We start from the raw sequence: 24,269 nt of genomic DNA, 5'->3' as shown, positions 1-24,269 counted from the left end.
ATATTCATTTATTTTTAAGTCAAAATCAGCATTATTTTACCAGTTTATGAATATTCAGGAAACCATCCAAACATTAAGAGACGAACTTAATCAACACAATTACAATTACTACGTGTTGGATAACGCCACAATTTCTGATTATGATTTCGATATTAAACTAAAACAACTTCAGGATTTAGAAAATAAACACCCGGAATTTTTTGATGAAGATTCTCCAACCCAAAGAGTAGGCGGAGCCGTAACTAAAAATTTCAAGACCATTGCGCACCAATACAGAATGTATTCTCTTGATAATTCCTATTCGAAAGAAGATTTAATCGATTGGGAAAACAGAATTCAGCGCGTTCTGGGAAATATAGATCTGCAATATACCTGCGAATTAAAATACGACGGAGCTTCAATCAGTATCTCTTATGAAAACGGAAAATTAGTTCAGGCGTTAACGCGCGGTGATGGTTTTCAGGGAGATGAGGTGACCAATAACATTAAAACAATCAAATCAATTCCAATAAAATTAAAAGGAGATTACCCTGAAAAATTTGACATTCGAGGAGAAATTATTCTGCCGCATGCAGGTTTCGAAAAAATGAACCAAGAATTGATTGAGATTGGCGAAACTCCCTATTCAAACCCAAGGAACACAGCTTCGGGAAGTTTAAAACTGCAAGACAGTGCTGAGGTAGCAAAACGTCCGCTGGAATGTTTACTGTATTTTGTAACAGGAAATAACCTTCCGTTTAAAACCCAATATGAAGGATTAGAATCAGCCAGAAAATGGGGGTTCAAAGTTCCAAACGAAGCCAAGTTAGTCAATAACATGCAGGAAGTTTTTGATTTTATTGACTATTGGGATGTACACCGTCATCAATTACCTTATGAAACAGACGGTGTTGTAATCAAAGTAAACAGCATACATTCTCAGGAAGAATTAGGATATACAGCAAAATCACCACGCTGGGCAATCGCATACAAATTCAAATCAGAGCAAGTTTCAACCAAATTAAAATCAATATCTTATCAAGTTGGGCGTACAGGAGCGATTACTCCCGTGGCAAATTTGGAACCAGTTCAATTGGCCGGAACCATTGTAAAAAGAGCTTCTCTTCATAATGCAGACCAAATTGAAAAATTAGATATCAGAATAAATGATACCGTTTTTGTTGAAAAAGGAGGAGAGATTATCCCTAAAATTATCGCTGTAGATTTAGAAAAACGCCCAGAAAATTCAGAAATAACGCACTACATTACACATTGTCCGGAATGTCAAACCGAATTGGTTCGAAATGTCGGAGAAGCAAACCATTACTGCCCGAATTTTTACGGCTGTCCTCCGCAGATTATCGGAAGAGTGCAGCATTATATTTCGAGAAAAGCAATGGATATCGAAGGACTTGGCGGCGAAACAGTGGCGCTGCTCTTCAAAAATAATTTAGTTCACAATTATGCCGATTTATATGAATTAAAAGTGGAGGATATTTTGCATCTGGAAAGAATGGCGCAAAAATCAGCTGAAAATTTGGTAAAAGGAGTAGAAAAATCAAAAGAAATTCCATTTGAAAGCGTACTGTTTGCACTCGGAATTCGTTTTGTTGGAGAAACCGTAGCCAAAAAACTGGCTAAACATTATAAAAATATCGACGCTTTAAGTCAGGCCTCTTTAATGGATTTAATTTTGGTTGATGAAATTGGAGAAAGAATTGCCAAAAGCGTAATAGAATTTTTTGAAAACGAAGAAAATAAAATCATAATTGAACGTCTTAAAAGTTATGGAGTTCAATTTGAAACCGTAGAAAGAATAAACCCAAATGCTACCGAGAAATTTATTGGAAAAACTTTTGTAGTTTCAGGAGTTTTCAGCCAATTTTCGAGAGACGATTTAAAAAAGACGATTGAAGATAACGGTGGGAAAGTAGGAAGTTCGATTTCTGCAAAAACCGACTTTGTCGTGGCGGGAGATAACATGGGACCGGCTAAATTAGAAAAAGCAAATAAATTGAATATTCCTATACTATCTGAAGATGATTTTATAACTAAACTGAATGAAGGCTAATAAACCATCGTTAATTTTATTCTTCCTGGCGTTACTGTTTACAATTATTTTTGATTGGACAGAACAAGATTTCCTTGCCATTTATGCAAAGGCGATAGTGCTGCCTGCCATTTTTATTTATTTTTTAATAAGCAGTGAATTCAAAATCAAGAAAACCGAAAGTTTTATTTTTCTATTCTGCTTTATAGGTCAGGTTTTTGACCTTATGGACGTTGAGGTTTCCGAAATGGGAGCCGTAATAAGTTTTCTTATTGTATACGCTTTAATCATGAAACTTTTTATAGTAGAACACGAAAAAATAAGATTACAGAAAAAGGATATTTTGCCAATATCCTTAGTAATAATTTTTATCGTTTATCTGCTTATTTCAGTACTCAGTATGAAATTTGACAACACTAAAAAGTTTGATTATATCTATATCATTTACGGAATAATCCTCAGTTATATAAGTTATTTCTCTTTTGTAAGTTACATTACAAAAGGTACATTTATAACTCTATTAATGTCATTAATGGCAGTAAGTTATATATTTTCAGATATATTCTACATCTTCAATGAATACTTTTCGCACTCCGTAGTTTTAGTACTGATTCGTGATATAACACAAATTTTAGCCTACTACTTTATGGTCGAATATTTCCTCGAAAAAATAAAAATGCATAAAAGAGCCTTATACAATAATTGATCTAGCTTGATTGCTGTGAGCTTTATCCTTATCAAAATAAAAATCGATACGGCCTAAATTTATTCCGTAACACCCAACCTGATTAACCAATACCTCTTTTCCGGCTTTGTTTTTTACAATAGTAGGTTTGTCAAGAAAAGTGTGCGTATGTCCGCCAATAATTAAATCAATATCCTGCGTAAGTTCCGCAAATTTTAAATCAGAAATTTTCGAAGGTTCATCTTTATATTTATAACCAAGATGTGAAAGGCAAATTACCAAATCGCATTTTTCTTCCTGTTTTAATAAACGTGTCATATCCTGAGCAGCTTCTACAGGATCATTATAAACAGTTTCCTTGTATAATTGTTTGTCAACTAAACCCTGAAGTTCAATACCTACACCAAAAACACCAACCTTGATTCCGTTTTTATTGAAAATTTTATACGGTTTCACCAAACCGTTCATTACGGTATTTTTAAAATCGTAATTAGAATTTATAAATTCAAAAGTTGCATGAGGCATTTGAGCATACAAACCATCAAGACCATTGTCGAAATCATGATTTCCAATAGTTGATGCGTCATATTTCATCATACTCATTAACTTAAATTCCAATTCACCACCATAATAATTAAAATACGGAGTTCCCTGAAAAATATCACCCGCATCTAACAAAAGAACATTTGGATTTTCCTTACGAATCGTTTCAATAAGCGCCGCACGACGAGACACGCCGCCTTTATTTGGGTTACGCGGATCATCAGCCGGAAACGGATCTATATGACTGTGAACATCGTTTGTATGCAGAACAGTTAAGTGTTTTATGTCATTATTTCCAAAACTGCTCAACGACAATCCTAAACTTAATAAGGCAGTACTTGCAGCTGTTTTTTCGATAAATTCTCTTCTTTTCATTTTCTATATTTTTTGCAGGGAACTTTATATTTTGGTGATTTTTTTGCCACGAATTGCACGAATTAACACGAATTATTTTTTGACAATTTAAATTTGTGAAAATTTGTGCAATTCGTGGCAAAATATTTTTTTACTCTTCTGTAATACGAATATCTCTAGGAACCGGAATTGTATCAACTTCCTTAAAATAATCAATTAAAACATTTCGAAGTTTGTAATTCAAATCATATTTCTGAATATTTTTTGCAAAGAAACTCATGTTATCACCGCCATTTGCCAAATAATCATTTGTAGCAACATAATACGTTTTATTTACGTCAAGCGGTTTTCCCTGAACCAGGATATTTTTTGCCGTATTATCTTTTGCAATAGTAAAAGTCATTCCAGACAAAGGATGCGGTTTTTTCTCTCTTATTATATAAGACGTTATTTCTAAAATCTGTTCACCTTTTAAAGCCAGAACAACCATATTATTTTCAAAAGGCATAATTTCAAAAGCAGATCTCGTCGTAACATTTCCTTTAGGTAAAATCGCTCTAATACCGCCATGATTTAAAAAGCAGATATCAATACTTTTATTTTCACGCATTTTAAAAACTTTATTTCCTCTTTCTAAGCAGACATCGGCCAATAAATTTCCAATAGAAGTCTGCCATTTTCCTGTACTTTTATCAAGAGTTTCAGGACAATACGCCAAAACGCTGTCTAAATCCTTATTAATTCTATCGCGATAAGGTTTAATAAAATTCTCAATTTCTGGAGTTTGTGCACTATTTTCTGCAACTGGAATCTGTTTTCCTTCTATCTTCGTTAAATTATAATTCTTAGGACTGCAGGAAAATATTGAAAATAGTGTTAAGAATATAACAAAAAGTTTTAAAAATCGGTTATACTTTTTTAGTTTTACCATTTTAAATGCGGCTTAAATAATTAATTTTGTAATTCGTAAAAGTACTATGTTTTTAGATTATATAAGAGAATTTTTTGTAAAAAAATCATTAAAAAATAACTTAAAAACTATCAAAAACGAAGTTTTTACAAGCAATATACAAACCATTGGTTTGCTGGTTGATGAGAGTGAATTTCGCCATTCAAAAGAGTTAATAAAAGAACTTGTGTCGAATGGAATTGCTCCCGAAAACATAAAAATTGCAGCGTACAGACGTAAGTTCGATAAGAAAAAAACGTATTCAAGACCTACTTTCGGTAAAAAACATATCGATTGGAAAGGGCAGGTTACAGAAGTTTTTTTAAATGAATTTATAGATACAGAATTTGATCTTTTGATTAGTTATTATGAAGAGGAAACTTCGATTTTAATGATGATCACAAGCAAGTCAAAAGCAAAATTTAAAGTAGGGTTTTCTTCGGTCGATGAAAAATTAAATCGCTGGATGATTAGCACTACAATGAAAGAGTATAAACTTTTCATTACAGAATTGTTTAAGTATTTAAAAAGTATAAAATAAAATTATAAATCAAAATATGCAATCATTAATAGGAACTGGTGTTGCGCTTGTAACCCCATTTAAAAAAGACTTTTCAGTAGATATCGAAGCGTTGCAGCGTGTCGTTAACTTTTCGATTGACGGAGGAGTTGAATATCTTGTCATTATGGGAACTACAGCAGAAAATGCTACCTTAACACAAGAAGAAAAAGAGTTAGTTATCAGCACCGTAATTGATGTTAATAAAGGAAGACTGCCATTAGTTCTTGGAGTTGGAGGAAATAACACCATGCAGATTGTTGAAGAATTAAAAACAAGAGATTTTTCTGCTTTCGAAGCCATACTTTCAGTTTCACCATATTATAATAAACCAACTCAGGAAGGAATTTATCAGCACTTTAAAGCAATTGCAGAAGCATCTCCGCTTCCTGTAATATTATATAACGTTCCGGCAAGAACATCAAGTAATATGCTTCCGTCGACAGTTGTTCGTTTAGCAAATGATTTTAAAAATATCGTAGCTATAAAAGAAGCGGCAGGAGACATGGCTCAGGCATTAAAACTTATAAAAGATACACCAAAAGATTTTCTGGTAATTTCCGGAGATGATATGATTGCTTTACCTATCGTTTTAGCGGGCGGTGCAGGTGTAATTTCAGTAATTGGACAAGGTTTTCCAAAAGAATTTTCAGAAATGATTCGCTTAGGATTGAATAAAAAAGCCGTTGAAGCGTTTAAAACACAATACTTTTTAGCAGATTGTATTGATATGATTTTCGAACAAGGAAACCCTGCCGGAATAAAACAAGTCTTTCAAGCCCTTGGTATTGCTGAAAATGTGGTACGTTTACCTCTGGTTTCTGTAGATGACGCTTTAGCAGCAAGATTAAATGAGTTTGTAAAAAATAGCATTAAATAATTGTTAAAGTGTTAGTATTATAAGATACTAAAAAATTATTTTGCAGTCGCTAAATTAATGACTAAATTTGCACCCGAAAGCTTCGGTGTGATTTTTACTTTGGCATAATGTCTAAGAAAATCATAATAAAAGTAAATAAATGAAAAAAATAGTATCTCTATTAATTGTTGTAGCCCTTTTTTGTTCTTGTAGTGATTACCAAAAGGCGTTAAAAAATGAAGATGTTGCAGCAAAGTTCGAAGTGGCGACAAAAATGTACGAAGCTGGCAAGTATAATAAAGCCATTCGTCTTTTTGAACAATTAGCGCCAACATATAGAGGTAAACCTCAGGCTGAAAAACTTTTTTATATGTTTTCACAGTCTTATTACAAAACAAAACAATATTATCTGGCTGGGTATCAGTTTGAAAGTTTTGTTTCAGGATATCCGCGAAGCGAAAAAGTACAGGAATGTGCTTATTTAGGAGCTTACAGTTATTCAAAATTATCGCCGGTTTATAGTTTAGATCAGGCTGATACGGTAAAAGCTTTAGAGAAATTACAAGCATTTATTGATAATTATCCAAATTCAGAATACATACCTGAGGCAAATAAAACCGTACAGGTTTTAAATGGAAAATTAGAGAAAAAAGCATACGAAAATGCTAAAGGATACAACACAATTTCAGATTATAAATCAGCTTTAGTAGCTTTTGATAATTTTATAGCTGATTTTCCGGGAACTCCTTTTAAAGAAGATGCTTTGTTTTACAAATATGATTCAGCATATAAGTTAGCAATAAACAGTGTTCCTTCAAAAATGGAAGAACGTTTAAATATCGCAAAAACAGCTTACGCAAACTTAATCAAGTACAAAAGCGATACAAAATACAAAAAAGAGGCAGACGAAATGAATGCCAGAGTTGAAACAGATTTACAAAAATATACTAAATAAAAATAAGTCATGGATTTAAAAAAGACGAATGCTCCTGTTAACACAATAACTTACAATAAAACAGTTATTGAAGAGCCAACAGGAAATGTGTATGAAGCAATTACCATTATGGCTAAAAGAGCAAACCAAATTAATTCTGAAATTAAAAAAGAGTTAACTGAGAAATTAGAAGAGTTTGCTACTTACAATGACAGTCTTGAAGAAGTTTTTGAAAATAAAGAACAAATCGAAGTTTCTAAATTTTACGAAAAATTACCAAAACCACACGCTTTAGCTGTTCAGGAATGGTTAGACGGAAAAACTTACCACAGAGGTTCAAACAAATAATATAGTATAATGTCAGTTTTAAACGGAAAAAAGATTTTACTGGGAGTTTCCGGTGGAATTGCAGCGTATAAAACAGCCTCATTAGTACGACTTTTTATAAAAGCAGGTGCACATGTCCAAGTGATAATGACACCTGCTTCTAAGGATTTTGTAACGCCACTTACGTTATCTACCTTATCAAAAAATCCTGTACATTCCAGTTTCTTTAATGACGACAATGAAGATGCTGTATGGAATAATCACGTTGAATTAGGTCTTTGGGCAGATTTGATGCTGATAGCTCCTGCAACAGCAAATACAATGTCTAAAATGGCAACAGGAAATTGCGATAATCTTTTAATTGCAACATACTTATCGGCTAAATGTCCAGTTTATTTTGCTCCCGCAATGGACTTGGATATGTACAAACACCCCTCTACAATTTCTAGTTTCAATGCCTTAAAGCAATTCGGAAATATTATTATTCCCGCTGAAAAAGGAGAATTAGCAAGTGGTTTATCTGGAGAAGGCCGAATGGCTGAACCAGAAAACATTATAGCTTTTCTTGAAGCAGATTTAGAAAGCAAATTACCCCTTAAAGGAAAAAAAATACTAATAACTGCAGGTCCAACATACGAAGCAATAGATCCCGTACGTTTTATAGGAAATCATTCTTCTGGAAAAATGGGATTTGATATTGCAAATGCAGCCGCAAATCTTGGAGCTCAGGTTATTTTAGTTTCAGGGCCAACACATTATAAAGTTAAAAATCCTTCGATTGAAGTTATAAATATAATGTCGGCGCAGGAAATGTACGATGCCTGTCACAAACATTTTGATGATTCTGATGCAGCAATAGCAGCAGCGGCCGTTGCAGATTACAAACCCAAAGAGGTTGCGTTACAAAAGATTAAGAAAAATGCAAGTGAGTTTTCGATTGAATTAGAGAAAACAAAAGATATTTTATCCTCTTTAGGAGCTATTAAAAAAAATCAGTTTTTAATAGGCTTTGCCCTTGAAACAGAAAATGAAATTGAAAATGCGAAGCTGAAAATCCAGAAAAAAAACTTAGATTTGATAGTTCTAAATTCTTTGCAGGATGAAGGTGCCGGTTTTAAAAAAGAAACCAATAAAGTAACATTTATTGATAAAAACTTTAATATCGAGCCAATGGAATTGAAATCGAAAGAATTTGTAGCAGTCGATATTTTAAACAAAGTGATTTCGCATTTTTCAAAATCATAAAGATTTAAAATATTTTATAAAAAGTAAGAATAGTTGTTCTATTTTTGCTGCTAATAAAATTTTATTTGTATGAACAAAATAGTTACACTTTTCGTATTTTTTATTTTTGGCTTTACTCAGGCGCAGCAGCTAAATTGTACAGTAACTATCAATACTGAAAGGCTTCCTACACCAAATCAACAGGTTTTTAAAACACTGCAGACCTCTTTATCTGAATTTGTAAATAAAACAGACTGGACAGGATCTGGATCTTCCTTAAAACAACATGAAAGAATTAACTGTTCAATGTATATTACATTGTCATCTTATAGTTCTGACCAGTTTACAGGAACTATTCAGGTGCAGTCTTCAAGATTAGTTTACAATTCGACTTATTCTTCACCTGTTCTAAATTTTAACGACAAAGACTTTAATTTTAGATACACAGAATATGAGCCATTATTGTTCAATCCATCTGTTTTCGAATCAAATTTAGTATCTGTAGTATCTTTTTACAGCTATGTAATTCTGGGTATGGATGCTGATACTTTTCAAAGCGGTGCCGGAAATCAATATTTTGAAACAGCTCAAAACATTGCAAGCGTTGCACAGCAAGGCGGGTTTAGAGGATGGAGTCAGTCAGACGGACTTCAAAATCGTTATTATTTAATAACAGATATGCTTTCTCCAATGTATACTGATTTGCGTCAGACAACCTTTTTATATCACACAGGTTTAGACACCATGAGCAATGATTTAAAAGGAGCAAAAGAAAAGGTGAAATCTTCTTTATTGCTTATTGGAAAAGTAAATTCAGTTAGACCAAATGCATTTTTAACCCGCGTATTTTTTGATGCAAAATCAGATGAAATAGTTTCTATTTTTTCTGGAGGACCAAGTATTCCTGTTACGGACTTAACCGATATTTTGAATAGAGTTTCGCCTTTAAATAATTCAAAATGGTCACAAATTAAGTTTTAATAACTTAATTTTTTTTCCTTTCTTCGTAGCACTTTATTTTTATAATTCCCCTTTATGATAACTTCACTATCGATTAAAAATTATGCTCTGATTGAAAAGCTTTCTATTGATTTTTCAAAAGGTTTTTCTATAATTACTGGTGAAACAGGAGCAGGAAAATCGATTATATTAGGAGCGGTTGGACTCGTTTTAGGAAAAAGAGCAGATTTAACTTCATTAAAAAACAAAGAAGAAAAATGTGTTATTGAAGCACATTTTGAAATTTCTAAATACAACTTAAAAGATTTTTTTGCAGAAAATGATCTAGATTATGAAGATGAAACCATAATTAGACGTGAAATTTTACCTTCGGGAAAATCAAGAGCTTTTATAAACGACAGTCCCGTAAATCTTCAGGAATTGCAGGATTTGAGTCTCTTTTTAATAGATATACATTCGCAGCAGCAAACTCAGGAATTGTCTGATGAAACGGTTCAATTCAAAATAATTGACGCTATTGCTGATAATTTTGATACAATTCTAACCTATCAAAATCTATTAAAACTTTATAAATCAGAGAAATCAAAATTAAATGCTTTATTAAAAAAGCAAAGCGATTCAGGAAAAGAGCAGGAGTACAATACTTTTTTATTGAATGAATTGGTTTCGGCTAAATTAAAATCTGGAGAACAGGCAGAATTAGAAGCTGATTTTGAAAAGCTGAATAACGTCGAAATTATAAAAGAATCAATTGATAAATCGCTTGTAATTGCAAACGAAGAACAGTTTGGTGTTTTTCATAATCTTAATGAAATTAAAAACGCACTGCAAAAAATTGCACCGTTTTCAGTAGAATATCAAAACTTTTTTGAACGAATCACCAGTATTTCAATTGAATTTGATGATGTTTCAAAAGAATTACAAAGCGCTTCTGAAAAATTATTAAATGATCCGGAGCAATTAGAATTAGTAAGTCAAAAACTGCAGTTAATTTTTAATCTGCAAAAGAAACACCATGTTAATTCTGTAGACGAATTACTGCAGATTCAGGCAGATTTAGGAAATACACTTTTAGAATTAGATAATATTGAGGAAGAAATCGAAAATTTATCTAAATCAATCGAAGAAAAAGCAACAGAATTAGATGCTTTTGCGGCAACAATTCATCAAAATAGAATAAATGCAATTCCGGTTTTATCCAATCAGTTAATATCGATTTTAGAAACATTAGGAATGCCAAATGTTCGTTTTAATATGGAACTTTTACCATCTGAAACCTATTTCCAAAACGGAAAAGACGAATTACAGTTCTTATTTTCAGCCAATAAAGGAACTGATTTTGGTTTATTGAAAAAAGTAGCTTCAGGCGGGGAAATGTCTCGTATTATGCTGGCAGTTAAAGCAATTTTAGCGCAGTATTCAAAATTACCAACCTTAATTTTTGATGAAATTGACACTGGAGTTTCAGGAGAAATTGCCATTAGAATGGGAGAGATTATGAAAGAAATGAGTGCCAAAATGCAGATTTTTGCCATCACACATTTACCGCAGATTGCAGCAAAAGGCGATTCGCACTTTAAAGTTTCGAAAGCAACAGTAGGCGATCATACACAGTCAGAATTAAAGTTACTGTCTCAGGACGAAAGAGTTATAGAAATTGCTCAAATGTTATCAGGAGCAGTCGTTTCAGATTCGGCTTTAAATCACGCTAAAGCCTTGTTGAACTAAAGAAATACTTTATATTTGTCATCGAAAAATAATTAAACAAAACAGGCATAAGTTGTCATTTATCTTGATAATGATTAATTTATGAGTAAATAAAAAGAGTATGATTATAGAACCTAGAATGAGAGGATTTATTTGTTTGACTGCCCACCCAAAGGGAGCTGAGCAAAACGTTAAAAATCAAATTGAATATATCAAATCAAAAGGTGCAATTGCCGGAGCAAAAAAAGTATTAGTTATTGGTGCTTCAACAGGTTTCGGATTAGCTTCAAGAATCACAAGTGCTTTTGGATCTGATGCTGCTACAATTGGAGTATTTTTCGAAAAACCGCCGGTTGAAGGAAAAACAGCTTCACCAGGATGGTACAATTCTGCAGCTTTTGAAGCAGAAGCTCACAAAGCAGGTCTATATGCAAAAAGTATCAATGGAGATGCTTTTTCAAACGAAATAAAAAGAGAAACATTAGATTTAATAAAAGCTGATTTAGGACAAGTGGATCTTGTAATTTACAGTTTAGCTTCTCCAGTACGTACAAACCCTAATACAGGAGTTTTGCACCGTTCGGTTTTAAAACCAATTGGACAGACATTTACAAACAAAACAGTTGATTTTCATACAGGAAATGTAACTGAGGTTTCAATCGCTCCAGCAAACGAGGAAGATATTGAAAACACAGTTGCTGTAATGGGAGGTGAAGACTGGGCAATGTGGATCGATGCTTTAAAAAATGAAAATTTATTGGCAGAAGGTGCTGCAACAGTAGCTTATTCTTATATTGGGCCGGCATTAACAGAAGCAGTTTACCGTAAAGGAACAATTGGTCGTGCAAAAGACCATTTAGAAGCTACAGCATTCACTATCACAGATAACTTAAAATCTATTGGCGGAAAAGCTTATGTTTCTGTAAATAAAGCATTAGTTACACAAGCAAGTTCTGCAATTCCGGTTATTCCGTTATATATTTCTCTTTTATACAAAATCATGAAAGAAGAAGGTATTCACGAAGGATGTATCGAGCAGATTCAGCGTTTATTTCAGGATAGATTATACAACGGTTCTGAAGTTCCTGTAGATGAAAAAGGAAGAATTAGAATTGACGACTGGGAAATGCGTGACGATGTTCAGGCAAAAGTGGCTGAACTTTGGAAAGAAGCTACAACAGAAACATTACCGGCTATTGGAGACTTAGCAGGTTATAGAAATGATTTCTTAAACTTATTTGGATTTGAATTTGACGGAGTTGACTACAAAGCAGAAGCTAATGAAGTAGTTAATATTGACAGTATCAAATAAAAACATAAATCTTACAGTAAAAACCATCAACCAAAAGTTGGTGGTTTTTTTATGAATATAACCTATCTTTGCTCAAATTTTTAAAGTTTAGAATATTCCACTTAAAACCGCATTCCCGTTATGATTTTTTCTTTAATTATACCCGTGTATAATCGCCCGGACGAAGTTGATGAACTTTTAGAAAGTCTTACAAAATCTGATTACAACGAACCTTTTGAAATTGTTCTGGTTGAAGATGGATCATCGATTCCTTGTAAAGATGTTGTAATGAACTATGAAGGGAAATTGAATATCTCATATTATTTTAAACCAAATTCTGGTCCCGGCGATTCCAGAAATTTTGGAATGCAGAAGGCGAGAGGGGATTATTTTATCATTTTTGATTCAGACTGTATTATTCCGTCTAATTATTTAACTGAAGTTCGTAAGGCTTTAGATGAAAAATATGTCGATTGTTTTGGCGGGCCGGATAAAGCCTTGAAAAGCTTTTCGAATATTCAAAAAGCAATTAATTTTGCAATGACATCTTTTCTTACTACAGGCGGGATTCGCGGCGGTTCTGAAAAAATTAATAAGTTTCAGCCAAGAAGCTTTAATATGGGAATTTCTAAGAAAGCTTTTGAAGCTTCAAAAGGCTTTGGTAACATCCATCCTGGCGAAGATCCCGATTTATCGATCCGTTTATGGAACTTAGGATTTGAAACCAGACTGTTTTCTGAGGCTTTTGTGTACCACAAACGTAGGATTGACTGGGAAAAATTCTCCATTCAGGTAAAAAAATTCGGCATCGCAAGACCAATATTAAACAGTTGGTATCCAGAACATAATAAGCTTACTTTTTTCTTTCCAAGCGCATTTATTATAGGTTTATTGATAGCTTTTTTACTATTAATTTTTAATATTGATATTTTATTACAATTATATTTTGTATATTTCGTTATTATTTTTCTTACAGCAAGTATTCAAAATAAAAGTATCAAAATTGGGTATTTATCGGTTATTGCTGTTTGGAAACAATTTTACGGTTACGGAACAGGATTTTTGGAATCTTTTGTAAAAGTTATTTTACTAAAGAAGAAACCACAAGAAGCTTTTCCTCGTATGTTTTTTAAGATATAATATGACAAAAATTATCGGCTTGACCGGCGGAATAGGAAGCGGTAAAACAACAATCACTGCTTTTTTTAAGGAAATGGGAATTCCTGTTTACATCGCAGATGACGAAGCTAAAAAGATAATGCAGTCAGCAGAAATTATTGCTGCAATAAAAAATGCTTTTGGAAAATCGCTCTTTGAAAATAATGTTTTAAACCGGGCAAAATTAGCTGATATTGTTTTTAATAATGCAGATAAATTAACAGTTTTAAATTCGATTGTACATCCGGCAGTAAAAAAGGATTTTCAACATTGGCTGTCTCAAAATAAAAATGAAGCATTTGTAGTTTACGAAGCTGCCATTTTATTTGAAAGTGGAAAATACAAAGAATTCGATTATATAGTTACAGTTACTGCGCCAGAAGAGTTAAGAATTGAAAGAGTGATGAAACGTGATAATACAACACGCGAACACGTTTTAAGCAGAATGAAAATGCAGTGGAATGATAAAAAACGAATTTCTTTAAGCAATTTTGTTATTAATAACAGTAATCTTAAAATTGCTAAAGAAGAAGTAGTTGAAATTCTTAAAATTTTGAAAATAAAACAAAAACAGTCTTAAATGTTAATATTTGGTTAATGTATTATTTAGTATATTGTTAAAATATTAATTTTGTTTCGATGAATAAATTATTTTTTAGAATACTTGTTTTACTGATGAGTTTGTCCTTAATAGGGATAATTCTAGTGCAGGTATTTTGGTTTAACTCTTCATTTAAAAATAACGAAGAGCAGTTTAAATACCACGTTACCCAAGTTATCGGAAATGTAGCAGACAAGCTTGAACAGCAGGAAGAATACAGTTTTTACGATAAATACAACCGCATAAAAGACAGTACTGGTAAAATTCCCAAAAAAGAGGATTTGCTTCAAGTGTTTTATGTGCAGAGAAATGCAAAAACAAATAAAACAATTGTTTATTCTAATACGCTGACTTCTGAAGATTACGATATAAGCGGATCGTTTTTTAATAAAAAATTCAGCAGTGAGAGATTTAAGAATTTCAGCTCTAAAAGAGTAACCGAAGTTTATAATAACAATAACGGAATTGATAATAACAATTTAGGGCAAAGTATAATACCGGACCTTACAATTGAAAAATCAGGAAGTTTAGATATTTTAAATAAAGTTCAGCAGCAAATTCAGTATAAAGATATTGCGTCCTTAACTCCAATTGAAGGAAGAATTACTAAAGATAAACTTTCTAAGCTTTTAAAGAAAGAATTACAAGAGTACGGAGTTAAAACCAAATTTGAATTTGGAATTTATAGCAGCGGTGTTCCAACCAAAATTAAATCGGATGGATTTCACTACGATAAAGAAGCAACATATAATATTCCGATATATACTGATAATGAAGGGAATAGCAGATATGAATTGTCAGTTACATTTCCTCATAAGAAGAAATTTTTACTATCAGAATTGTTAAGTATTACTATTTTATCAATAGTTTTTACATTAATTATAATAGTTGCATACACAAGTGCCTTAAACCAATTGTTGCGTCAGAAACATATTTCTGAAATCAAAACAGATTTTATAAATAATATGACGCACGAGTTTAAAACTCCAATTGCGACAATAAATTTAGCACTTGATGCGATTAGAAATCCTAAAATTATTGAAGATAAAGATAAAGTCTTTAGGTATCTTCAAATGATAAGGGATGAAAATAAAAGAATGCATGCGCAGGTTGAGAACGTTTTACGTATTTCTAAATTAGAAAAACGAGAACTTGATATTACTAAAGAACCAACAGTGGTGACTGATGTAATTGACGATGCAATTGAGCATGTAAACCTTATTTTAGAAGATAGAAAAGGTACAGTAGTAAAACATTATAATGCAGCAAGAACAACTTGTTTGATCAATGAAGTTCATTTTACAAACGTTCTGGTTAATATTTTAGAGAATGCCATAAAATATTCACCTGACATTCCTGAAATTGAAATTTTTACAGAAAATGTAAAAGACATGATTTTGATAAAAGTAAGAGATCATGGTTTGGGAATGAGTAAGATAGCTCAAAAACGAGTGTTTGAGAAGTTCTATAGAGAACATACTGGAGACCTTCATAATGTAAAAGGGCATGGCTTAGGTCTTGCATACGTAAAAAGAATTGTAGAGGACCATAATGGTCAAGTATATGTTGAAAGCGAAAAAGGAAAAGGTAGCACCTTTATAATAAAAATACCATTAATAAATTAAAATATGGAAAATACTAACAAAAGAATACTTTTAGTAGAAGATGACCTAAATTTTGGGGCGGTTCTTAAAGATTATCTAATGTTAAATGACTTTGAAGTTACTTTAGCTAAAAACGGTATGGAAGGTTTCGAGAAATTCAAGAAAGATGTTTATGATTTATGCATTCTCGATGTAATGATGCCTTATAAAGATGGTTATACTTTAGCAAAAGAAATTAGAGAAAAAAATAGCGAAGTGCCAATTATCTTCTTAACAGCAAAATCTATGAAAGAAGATGTGTTAAAAGGATACAAAGCTGGTGCTGACGATTATTTAAACAAGCCTTTTGACTCAGAAGTTTTATTGATGAAAATCAAAGCGATTATTCAAAGAAAATCAGCTGATACAAAAGCAGAACAAGTACAATTTGAATTTAATATTGGTAAATTCCACTTAAACTCAAAACTTAGATTCTTGACTTTCCAGGATGAAGAGCCAATTAAATTATCTCCAAAAGAGAATGAATTGCTTAAAATGTTAATTCTTCATGAAAATGACTTAATGCCAAGAGAATTAGCTTTGACTAAAATCTGGAGAGATGACAACTACTTTACTTCAAGAAGTATGGACGTTTACATCGCTAAACTTAGAAAATACCTTAAATCTGATGAAGATGTTGAGATTCTTAACATTCACGGAGAAGGTTTCAGATTAGTTGTAAAAAGCAAAGTTTCTGAATAATAACAAATTCACCTAAAAACAATATAAAAGCTCTGAGAAATCAGGGCTTTTTTTATGTTTACAAAGGAAATTAAATGTCGCCAATCTTTGGTTAGATGCACTGCAGTGCATCTCTACATTAAAATTATGATTGATTTATATTAAAAATTATGATTGATTTATATTAAAAATTGTCATTGATTTATAGATAATGTAAATCGTGTAGACGTACTGCAGTGTACATCTCTATATTAAAATTGTGATTGATTTATAGATAACGTATATCGTAGAGACGCACAGCAGTGCGTCTACGCAAAGAGAATCGCCAATCTTTATCGAATTATAATTGTTTGATTTCCTTCGTTTGTTAGATATCGATCAAATCTCCTTTCAGTTGAAATGACAAAAAAGACATAAAATACTAGAATTTTTAATTTTATTCCTACATGATTTATTTCTTTCATTTTCAAAACAATAACTTCTTGTTTGTTGAAGAATTTAAAGCTAAAAATATTTTCACATGACTTTTCTGAAAAATAAATTTGGAAAATCAAAAAACAATTCTGAATATTTGCAGACGAAAAAAATAATAACCCTTTAAAAACGAAGAAAAATGTTTGTACTTACATTGACATCACAAAGCTTCACACCAAACGGATTTGGTGCAGCACTTCTTCGTGGCTTATTTCAATCTTAGAAATACATTTTTAGATATATAAAAAAGCCCGAAGACATTTAGTTTCGGGCTTTTTTTATTCTAGACACTTTAAAATTTTCCCGAAAATCGATTTTATTTATTTATCCGTCAAGGATAAAATGTTTAAGCCTATTTGGCTGTTAATTTAATACACTATAATTTTTTAATGGAAAATTATACGGTAGATGAGTATGCTTTGTGTACTCGTTTTAAAAGTAAAAGAAGAAAAAAAAGATTAGTAAAAAAGGATTTTGAAAAACATTTAATCCAGTTAAGAAAGCAAGAAAAAGAACTTTGGCAAAAACAAAATAATTTACCATTGATTCCGCTTGAAAGCCCTTATCAAAAAGGGTGGCAGCGCAGTTTTGTACTGAGAGAAGATATTGCAAGATCAAATGAATCGTCATTTTACAGAGGGCTATTGGAAAAAATAAACACATGGCAGTTTTCTTCTGAAAAATCTTTTAAAAGAAAGAAAAAGAGAAAAAGAAGAAATGTTTATGTTGAAAAGATTCAAACTGTAAAGGAATTTTCAGAATGGGAGTGGAGAAGCTCAAAATTAGAATTGACAGAAAAAGAAAAAGCGCATTTTTATAAACGAGAACGTTGGTGCAGCAATTTCAAGCGACATAGAATTCATTATATGTTTAATGAGTCTTGGAGATACGTACTTCGTATCAGTCCTTATATGATAACGCATACTAAAATGGTCGATTCAGATTTGGAAAGTGAAATTCAGCTTCTGGATAATTACATTACTAATCTTAATTTAAGAAATAAAATAAACAAATTAGTAGATGGTTACTCTCGTTATTCGGGTTATTACGATTATAAAGATCCAAGAGAAGAAAACCGTATTAAAAATAAAAGTCTAAATGTATTGTATCAGCAATATTTAGATGAAAATGATATAAATCATGGGAAATAAATTAACTGGAAAAGACCTGATTAAATTGGGCTTTCCAAAGAATAATTCAATAAACATTGCCTTAGGGCAGATAAACAGATATAGAAAAAGAGAAAAAAAGGAATCTATTCTAACAGAGGCAAAAGACGTTCTGCTGAATCCTGAAAAATTTGAAGGTCACGGAACTTGGGGAAAAGTTGCCGAAGGTTTGATAAAACCGGTTCAGGTAAGAATGCATCAGCTTAAAGCAACAAGAGCTCCTTTTACAATTTTTGGTGAAAATGAAATTGACCAGCAGGCAAAATTTCAATTGTATGATTCGTTGAAACTCCCAATTTCAGTAGCCGGAGCTTTAATGCCGGACGCACATTCAGGATATGGATTGCCAATTGGTGGAGTTTTAGCAACAGATAATGCTGTGATTCCATACGGAGTTGGAGTTGATATTGGATGCCGAATGAGTCTTTCAATTTTTGATTTGCCTGCGTCGCATTTCAAAGGAAAAGAACATCAGTTAGAAGCAATTTTAAAAGACAATACAAAATTCGGAATGAATGAAACACATGCTTCAAGAGTAGATCATGAAGTTTTTCATAAAAGTGAATTTCAGAATATTCCGCTGCTAAAGAATCTTTTGCCAAAAGCCTATAAACAATTAGGAAGCTCAGGCGGAGGAAACCATTTTGTAGAATTTGGAATTGCCAAAATTGATAATCCGGAGAATGAATGGAAGCTTGAAAAAGGCGAATATTTCGCAGTTCTTTCACATAGTGGCTCTCGTGGTTTAGGTGCAAATATTGCGAAACATTATACCTATTTGGCAATAAAACAATGTCCGTTGCCAAAAAATGTACAGCATTTGGCCTGGCTGGATTTGAATACACACGATGGTCAGGAATATTGGCTGGCAATGAATTTAGCTGGAGAATATGCAAAAGCGTGTCACGATGATATTCACAGACGAATTGCTAAAGCAATTGGAAAAAGAGTAGTGGTTACAATTGAAAACCATCACAATTTTGCATGGAAAGAAATGGTAAATGGTCAGGAATGTATTGTGCACAGAAAAGGAGCAACTCCTGCTGGAGAAGGTCAATTGGGAATTATTCCCGGATCAATGACTGCTCCGGGTTACATTGTGAAAGGGAAAGGAAATGCAGAGAGTTTAAATTCTGCTTCTCATGGCGCCGGACGTTTGTTTTCGAGAGCAAAATGCAAAAGTACTTTTACGCAAAGCGAAATCAAAAAGGTTTTGAAAGCGAATGATGTAACCTTGATTGGAGGAAATATTGATGAAGCTCCAATGGCATACAAAGACATTACAAAAGTGATGGCAAACCAAACTGATTTGGTCGAAGTCTTAGGAACTTTTACGCCGAAGATTGTTAGAATGGATCGTTAAAAAAGTAAAATTATGGAAAGATTTCAAGATGAAAATAAATGGTTGAGAAATTTTGTTGATGAAATTTCGGTAAAGTGCCCAAAATGTGAATCTAAATCAGCTATTATAAAAAAGTTAAAAGATGATTGTAAATGCGGTAGATGTAAGTCGATGTATTTTGAATGCAAACAGTGTTTTTCTAAATCTAAACCGCCTATTTTCAAGTATGTTGCTTATGGAAAAATATATTGTAGTAAGTGCTTTGAGAAATTTGAATTTGAATCTCGGGCCTTTAAAATAAAGCCTTTGATTTATAAAACCAGATGCCCGCATTGCAATTTTCAGGAAGAAGTTAAGCCTAAGATTAATGAAATTAAAATAGAGTCAAAGCTTGATGATGGTTTAGTTAGGGACACGTGGTATAATTTACCACTTTGGTTTCAAAAAGAAATCGATGGTAACATTTTCTGGGCTTATAATCAGGATCATATTGATTATCTGGAAAGATATATTCAAGCTGGTTTAAGAGAAAGAAATTCAAAGGTCAATTATACGTCGAGTTTAGTGGCGTATTTACCACAATTTGTAAAAGTAGCAAAAAACAGAGAAAAGCTACTTAAAATTTTAAAGAAATGGAAAGAATAATTCAAATAACAGCGGGTCGTGGACCTGCAGAATGCACTTGGGTTGTTGCCCAAGTACTTAAAAAAGTGTTGGAAGAAGCGCAGGATCAGCAATTAGATGTTGTCTTACTACAACGAGAAGTTGGAGAAGAAAACGGAACCGTTGAAACAGTTTCAATTTCTGTAAAAGGAAAAAATGCTGAGAGCTTTATAAAATCTTGGATTGGAACTATTCAATGGATTGGTCAGAGTCAGTTTAGGAAAATGCATAAACGCAAGAACTGGTTTATTGGAATTTTTGAAATCGAACCGCAGAAAAATGCATTAGTTTCAGAAAATGATATTCAATATCAGGCAATGCGAAGTTCAGGAGCGGGCGGTCAGCATGTGAACAAGGTGAGTTCGGCAATTCGGGCAACGCATATTCCAACAGGAATTGCGGTTGTTTCTATGGACAGTCGTTCGCAGCACCAAAACAAAAAACTGGCAACAGAAAGATTATTAAAAAAACTAGAAGACGAGAAACTGGTTCAACTTAAAAATTACGTTGGGAAACAATGGGAAAATCAGCTGAATATTGAGCGTGGCAATCCTGTGAGGGTTTTTACCGGAAGTGACTTTAAAAAGAACAAAGTAGAGAAAAATTACAAAGGAACTCGTCAGAAATTAAAAAACGATTTACGAAATGAAAACAATTGATAAATACCTTTTTCAGGCTTTGGATAACTATCCGTATTCGCTTGAAGAAACGATTGAATCTTTAGATTATGCTTTTTCTTATGATGCAAAAAATACAATGGTTTTGTGTTTGTACGGAAGAATTCAGGCAGAACAATTAATGAATTATGAAGAGGCTAAAACCTATTTTCAGGAGGCTTTATCGATTAATATTCATGCGCTTGAAGTTTATCCGTATTATTTGCAGACTTTAATTTTGAATGAAGATTATGAAGAAGCACAAAAATTAATTGATTTTGCTTTAACGATAAAAGGGATTAATAAATCTGATATTTACGTTAAAAAAGCGATTCTTTTTGAAGCACAGCATGAGTTTAAGAAAGCTTTGAAGGAAATTAAAAATGCTAAACTTCATTCTTTACAATTTGCATACGAATGTAATATTAGCGATGTAGAGAAAAGAATTGAAGGCAAAATTGATTTGCTAAAAAAGAAAAAGAAATCTAAAAAAGATTCTAAAAAGAAATTGAAATGATTTTAAATAAAAAACGATGCAATTTGCATCGTTTTTTATTTAGTATAAGTTCCTGCAAGGTTTTCAAAACCTTGTAGGTTTGTTATTTAGATATTGATATCGAAATTTGAGTGAACGCTTTCAAATGCAAATACCTACAAGGTTTTGAAAACCTTGCAGGAATGAAATAGCAATTTTATTTCCAATGCAGTTCCAAAGCAAAGCAAGTTTTTTCACCTTTTGTAATGCTGAATGTTGCTGTAGTATGATCATCATCTTCGCTTTCGTGAATTACAACATTATCTTTTAGGGAAAGTTCTTTCATGAAATTCATTTCGAAGCTTTTAACTTCTTGTTTCATGATTCTTTTTGGATCAACGTGATCAAGGCACCATTCCAGATATTTTACGTTATTTACATGATTTACAATGTCTAAATCAGATAAATAAACTATTTTTTCAAAAACGGCCTCTTTTTCGTGATTGATGTTTATTTTAGAAAATCCTTCTTCTGTAGCTCTTTTTTCTGGGAATAATTCGAAATGCTCATACGGAAGTGCTAAAGCTTCTGGACGGCGCGCTTGTGTATTGAAAACTGCCCAATAGGTTTCGCAGCCTACGATTTTTTTTCCGTTTACATACATTTCCAATGCACGAACAGAACGTGAATTCTCTAAACTGTTAATCCATGTTTTTACGGTTACAACGTCCTGCCATTTTGGTAAGGCATGAACTTCAACTCGCATTCGGCTTAAAACCCAGGCTTGGTGAAATTCCTGCATATCATAAAAACTAATTCCTCCAATTTCTGAATGTGCGGCAGCGGTTAATTGTAAAATATTACACAAATCGGTATATTTTAAGAAACCTGCTGGCGTGCATTGTGTGAAATTGATTTCCCAGTCCTTACTTAAAACTGATGTGAAATTTGGAGATATTGGCATTTTATTATTTTAGATTTTAGATTGTTGAGTTTAGATTTTTTCTATTTGAGAATAGAAGAAAGAGTATAGAAAAAAGATTTTTGATTTTACTTTAGAAGATTTTCTATGTAATCTATAATGTTTTTTCTATCTGTTTCATAATCAAACCATTTTGTATTTTCGTTTCTTTTGAACCACGTTAATTGCCTTTTGGAGAATCTTCGGGTGTTTTTCTTGATTTCTTCAATGGCAAAAGGCAACGTGAATTCTTCGTCAAAATAACTAAATAATTCTCTATAACCGACGGTTTGGAGCGCATTTAACGCTTTGTTAGGATACAAGGCTTTTGCTTCTTCAAGTAAACCTTCGTTTATCATAATATCAACGCGTTGGTTAATTCGGCTGTAAATGATTTCTCTGTCAGCGTCTAAACCAATTAAAATAGGAGTGAAGTTTCTATTGTTTTTCTTCTGATTTAAAAAAGAAGAATATGGTTTTTGTGTTCCAATGCAGACTTCTACAAAACGCATCATTCGCTGTGGATTTTGCAGCGTCTGCGGGTTTTCTAAAGTTATTTTTTGATAATAATCTGGATCTAGGTTTTTTAATTGTTCCTGAAGATATTCAATTCCGCGTTTTTCATAATTTGAGTTTACTTGAGAACGGACTTCGGGATCAATTTCCGGAAATTCATCGAAACCCTTTAAAATTGCATCAACGTATAAACCAGATCCGCCAATAAGAATTACAAAATCATTGTTTTGAAATAGTTCTTCAATTTTTGCTAAAGCTTCTTTTTCGTAATCGCCAACAGTGTAATTTTCGAAGATGGATTTATTTTGAATGAAATGATGTTTGGCCGAATTGAGTTCGTCTTGATTGGGAACTGCGGTTCCAATTGTCATTTCTTTAAAAAACTGACGACTGTCGCAAGAAACGATTTCGCATTTAAAATGTTGTGCTAAAGCAATACTCAAGGCTGTTTTGCCTATAGCTGTTGGTCCGACAATGGTGATTAGGTATTTCATATTTTTTAGCCCAGATGAAAATGGAAGCCCCGGACTTATATTTGTTCGTTTTTTTTGGTGTAAAAGAGCGACCAGCGGAAGCTCCTTTTATGCCTTAAAAAAACAACAAAGATAAGGAGGAGTTGCAATGTACAGCTGGATTAGCTCCATAAATTAATTATTTGGCAATTGGGTTCCGCATTCGTAGCAGTATTTGGCGTTGTCAAAATGTACTTGCGATTGACATTTTCTGCATGTTTTTTTACCGCTTACTGTGTTGTTTTTTAAAGTGTTTTTTGCAAATTCTGCTGTTACAATTCCGGTTGGAACTGCAATGATTCCGTAACCTAAAATCATTACCAGTGCTGCAATAAACTGCCCTAAAGGGGATTGAGGTGAAATGTCGCCGTAACCAACTGTTGTTAAGGTTACTATTGTCCAGTAAATCGCCATTGGGATACTGGTAAATCCTGATTCTTTGCCTTCGACTAAGTACATAATTGTACCAATGATTACGGTGCTGATGAGTACAAAATAGATGAATACTAAAATCTTTTCTTTACTGGCTTCGATCGCATCCCGAAGTTGTGCCGATTGATGGGAGATTTGCGGAATATGTAATATTTTGAATAATCTGAAGAAACGTAATGCTCTAATAACTGATAAGACGCTTGCGCCGGGAAAAAATATTGATAAATACATGGGTAATACGGCAAGTAAATCGATGATTCCGTAAAAGCTGAAAATGTATTTTATTGGTTTTTGAATGGATATAATTCTTAAGATATATTCGATTGTGAAAAAGACAGTTATAATCCATTCGCATATAATAAGTTGTTCATGGTATTTTTGATTGATTCCCTGAACAGTTTCCATCATAATCAAAAGAACACTTAATAAAATCAAACCTAAAAGAACTAAATCGAACATTCGTCCTAAAATGGTGTTTGTACCATACAGGATAATTTTGATTTTTTCTCTAAAGATTTCGTATTTTGATTTTCTGTTTTTCATATCTGCGAAGATAATGAAAGTT

Annotated in this window: 24 protein-coding genes; 19 read left to right on the top strand and 5 right to left on the bottom strand. The window is 32.6% G+C overall.

Annotated features, from left to right (window positions below):
• The first annotated feature begins 46 nt into the window (after positions 1-46).
• Entirely contained in the window at positions 47-2,050 is a 2,004-nt protein-coding gene (gene ligA, locus BUE10_RS02915; RefSeq protein WP_073482194.1) for an NAD-dependent DNA ligase LigA, read from the top strand.
• Positions 2,040-2,735, top strand: coding sequence for a hypothetical protein (locus tag BUE10_RS02910; RefSeq protein ID WP_073482192.1), 696 nt, complete (start codon positions 2,040-2,042; stop codon positions 2,733-2,735). Before ligA ends, BUE10_RS02910 begins: the two co-directional genes overlap by 11 nt.
• Here the strand turns inward: BUE10_RS02910 and BUE10_RS02905 are convergent.
• Entirely contained in the window at positions 2,721-3,632 is a 912-nt protein-coding gene (locus BUE10_RS02905) for a bifunctional metallophosphatase/5'-nucleotidase (RefSeq protein WP_073482190.1), read from the bottom strand. The two genes, BUE10_RS02910 and BUE10_RS02905, sit on opposite strands and share 15 nt — an antisense overlap.
• A gap of 130 nt (positions 3,633-3,762) precedes the next feature.
• Complete coding sequence (locus BUE10_RS02900) at positions 3,763-4,542, bottom strand: 5'-nucleotidase C-terminal domain-containing protein (protein WP_073482188.1); 780 nt, start codon at positions 4,540-4,542, stop codon at positions 3,763-3,765.
• A 46-nt stretch (positions 4,543-4,588) separates the two neighbouring features.
• On the opposite strand from BUE10_RS02900, the gene BUE10_RS02895 reads away from it, so the two are divergent.
• From BUE10_RS02895 to BUE10_RS02815, 17 genes are all read left to right on the top strand, one after another.
• Positions 4,589-5,101, top strand: coding sequence for a DUF6913 domain-containing protein (locus tag BUE10_RS02895; RefSeq protein WP_073482186.1), 513 nt, complete (start codon positions 4,589-4,591; stop codon positions 5,099-5,101).
• Between the two features lie 16 nt (positions 5,102-5,117).
• A complete protein-coding gene (dapA, locus tag BUE10_RS02890) occupies positions 5,118-5,999 on the top strand; it encodes a 4-hydroxy-tetrahydrodipicolinate synthase (RefSeq protein WP_073482184.1) in 882 nt (293 codons plus the stop codon).
• A 139-nt stretch (positions 6,000-6,138) separates the two neighbouring features.
• Positions 6,139-6,933 carry an outer membrane protein assembly factor BamD gene (locus BUE10_RS02885; RefSeq protein WP_073482182.1) on the top strand — a complete coding sequence of 265 codons (795 nt, stop codon included), beginning with the start codon at positions 6,139-6,141 and terminating at the stop codon, positions 6,931-6,933.
• A gap of 9 nt (positions 6,934-6,942) precedes the next feature.
• Entirely contained in the window at positions 6,943-7,260 is a 318-nt protein-coding gene (locus BUE10_RS02880) for a DNA-directed RNA polymerase subunit omega (protein ID WP_007807938.1), read from the top strand.
• Positions 7,261-7,269: 9 nt separating this feature from the next.
• Positions 7,270-8,484 (top strand): bifunctional phosphopantothenoylcysteine decarboxylase/phosphopantothenate--cysteine ligase CoaBC, encoded by a 1,215-nt coding sequence (coaBC, locus tag BUE10_RS02875; RefSeq protein WP_073482180.1) that lies wholly within the window; start codon positions 7,270-7,272, stop codon positions 8,482-8,484.
• Between the two features lie 69 nt (positions 8,485-8,553).
• Entirely contained in the window at positions 8,554-9,444 is an 891-nt protein-coding gene (locus tag BUE10_RS02870) for a type IX secretion system protein PorD (RefSeq protein ID WP_073482178.1), read from the top strand.
• A gap of 54 nt (positions 9,445-9,498) precedes the next feature.
• Complete coding sequence (gene recN, locus BUE10_RS02865) at positions 9,499-11,151, top strand: DNA repair protein RecN (protein ID WP_073482176.1); 1,653 nt, start codon at positions 9,499-9,501, stop codon at positions 11,149-11,151.
• Between the two features lie 100 nt (positions 11,152-11,251).
• A complete protein-coding gene (fabV, locus tag BUE10_RS02860) occupies positions 11,252-12,442 on the top strand; it encodes an enoyl-ACP reductase FabV (RefSeq protein ID WP_073482174.1) in 1,191 nt (396 codons plus the stop codon).
• Between the two features lie 120 nt (positions 12,443-12,562).
• The gene (locus tag BUE10_RS02855) at positions 12,563-13,561 is read left to right on the top strand and encodes a glycosyltransferase family 2 protein (protein WP_073482172.1); all 999 of its coding nucleotides are present in this window, start codon (positions 12,563-12,565) and stop codon (positions 13,559-13,561) included.
• A 1-nt stretch (position 13,562) separates the two neighbouring features.
• The gene (coaE, locus tag BUE10_RS02850) at positions 13,563-14,159 is read left to right on the top strand and encodes a dephospho-CoA kinase (RefSeq protein WP_073482170.1); all 597 of its coding nucleotides are present in this window, start codon (positions 13,563-13,565) and stop codon (positions 14,157-14,159) included.
• 59 nt (positions 14,160-14,218) lie between these two features.
• Positions 14,219-15,805, top strand: a complete 1,587-nt coding sequence (locus BUE10_RS02845; protein WP_073482168.1) for a sensor histidine kinase — start codon at positions 14,219-14,221, stop codon at positions 15,803-15,805.
• Positions 15,806-15,808: 3 nt separating this feature from the next.
• A complete protein-coding gene (locus BUE10_RS02840; protein ID WP_012025443.1) occupies positions 15,809-16,525 on the top strand; it encodes a response regulator transcription factor in 717 nt (238 codons plus the stop codon).
• Positions 16,526-17,367: 842 nt separating this feature from the next.
• On the top strand, positions 17,368-18,129 hold the full coding sequence (locus BUE10_RS02835) for a hypothetical protein (protein ID WP_073482166.1): 762 nt from the start codon (positions 17,368-17,370) through the stop codon (positions 18,127-18,129).
• Positions 18,119-19,510 carry an RtcB family protein gene (locus tag BUE10_RS02830; RefSeq protein WP_073482164.1) on the top strand — a complete coding sequence of 464 codons (1,392 nt, stop codon included), beginning with the start codon at positions 18,119-18,121 and terminating at the stop codon, positions 19,508-19,510. Before BUE10_RS02835 ends, BUE10_RS02830 begins: the two co-directional genes overlap by 11 nt.
• A 12-nt stretch (positions 19,511-19,522) precedes the next feature.
• Positions 19,523-20,134: a hypothetical protein gene (locus BUE10_RS02825; protein ID WP_073482162.1), complete on the top strand. Its 612-nt coding sequence runs from the start codon at positions 19,523-19,525 to the stop codon at positions 20,132-20,134.
• The gene (prfH, locus tag BUE10_RS02820) at positions 20,122-20,811 is read left to right on the top strand and encodes a peptide chain release factor H (protein WP_073482160.1); all 690 of its coding nucleotides are present in this window, start codon (positions 20,122-20,124) and stop codon (positions 20,809-20,811) included. Before BUE10_RS02825 ends, prfH begins: the two co-directional genes overlap by 13 nt.
• Positions 20,798-21,325 carry a tetratricopeptide repeat protein gene (locus BUE10_RS02815; RefSeq protein WP_073482158.1) on the top strand — a complete coding sequence of 176 codons (528 nt, stop codon included), beginning with the start codon at positions 20,798-20,800 and terminating at the stop codon, positions 21,323-21,325. Before prfH ends, BUE10_RS02815 begins: the two co-directional genes overlap by 14 nt.
• A gap of 175 nt (positions 21,326-21,500) precedes the next feature.
• Here the strand turns inward: BUE10_RS02815 and BUE10_RS02810 are convergent, their stop codons facing one another.
• The 3 genes from BUE10_RS02810 to BUE10_RS02800 all read right to left on the bottom strand — a co-directional run bounded on the left by BUE10_RS02810 (position 21,501) and on the right by BUE10_RS02800 (position 24,247).
• On the bottom strand, positions 21,501-22,247 hold the full coding sequence (locus BUE10_RS02810) for an acyl-[acyl-carrier-protein] thioesterase (RefSeq protein ID WP_073482156.1): 747 nt from the start codon (positions 22,245-22,247) through the stop codon (positions 21,501-21,503).
• An 86-nt stretch (positions 22,248-22,333) separates the two neighbouring features.
• The gene (gene miaA / locus BUE10_RS02805) at positions 22,334-23,254 is read right to left on the bottom strand and encodes a tRNA (adenosine(37)-N6)-dimethylallyltransferase MiaA (RefSeq protein WP_073482154.1); all 921 of its coding nucleotides are present in this window, start codon (positions 23,252-23,254) and stop codon (positions 22,334-22,336) included.
• Positions 23,255-23,407: 153 nt separating this feature from the next.
• Positions 23,408-24,247: an ion transporter gene (locus BUE10_RS02800; protein WP_073482152.1), complete on the bottom strand. Its 840-nt coding sequence runs from the start codon at positions 24,245-24,247 to the stop codon at positions 23,408-23,410.
• Positions 24,248-24,269 lie beyond the last annotated feature (22 nt).

The organism is Flavobacterium sp. CF108, from assembly GCF_900129795.1.
Lineage (GTDB): Bacteria > Bacteroidota > Bacteroidia > Flavobacteriales > Flavobacteriaceae > Flavobacterium.
This window is presented reverse-complemented; position numbering and strand designations above follow the sequence as displayed.